Source organism: Dietzia natronolimnaea (assembly GCF_002289575.1).
GTDB lineage: Bacteria > Actinomycetota > Actinomycetes > Mycobacteriales > Mycobacteriaceae > Dietzia > Dietzia natronolimnaea_A.
On the sequence record NZ_NTGA01000129.1, the window covers coordinates 1 to 380 of the forward strand.

1 protein-coding gene is annotated in these 380 nt (G+C 57.9%); it reads left to right on the forward strand.

The window, feature by feature from the left end; genetic code table 11:
- Nucleotides 1-101: 101 nt before the first annotated feature.
- Nucleotides 102-380, forward strand: a 279-nt coding sequence (locus tag CEY15_RS17980; protein WP_176475200.1) for a site-specific integrase, incomplete at its 3' end; no start/stop codon positions are given.

Here is a 380-nt window from a genome sequence, read left to right on the forward strand (position 1 = left end):
TCCCTCTTAACCGGCTAATTCGATAATCATTGCTGGTCAGCGACACGCCACGAAGTAGCTAATCATCTGTGATGTGAGTCACAAGTGCTACACCTGTTTCCATGAACAGCAGACTCGGCCTTCGGATTGAACGAGATGACCACGGTTGGGTGCTGGCTGGGTCGGAGGCCTCCCGGTTCCAGCTCGTGAATGAGTATCTGCTCTATCTGCTGGATCGGAACTACTCGCCGGCGACGGTTCGAGCGTATGGGTATGACCTGCTGGCCTTTTGCCGGTGGTTGCTCGATCAGGACCTCGACCTCGCGTCGGTGATAACCAATGACCTGCTCGACTATCTCAGGGTCTGCCGGGAGGCGACGGTCCCGGGCCGGGTGGGGACG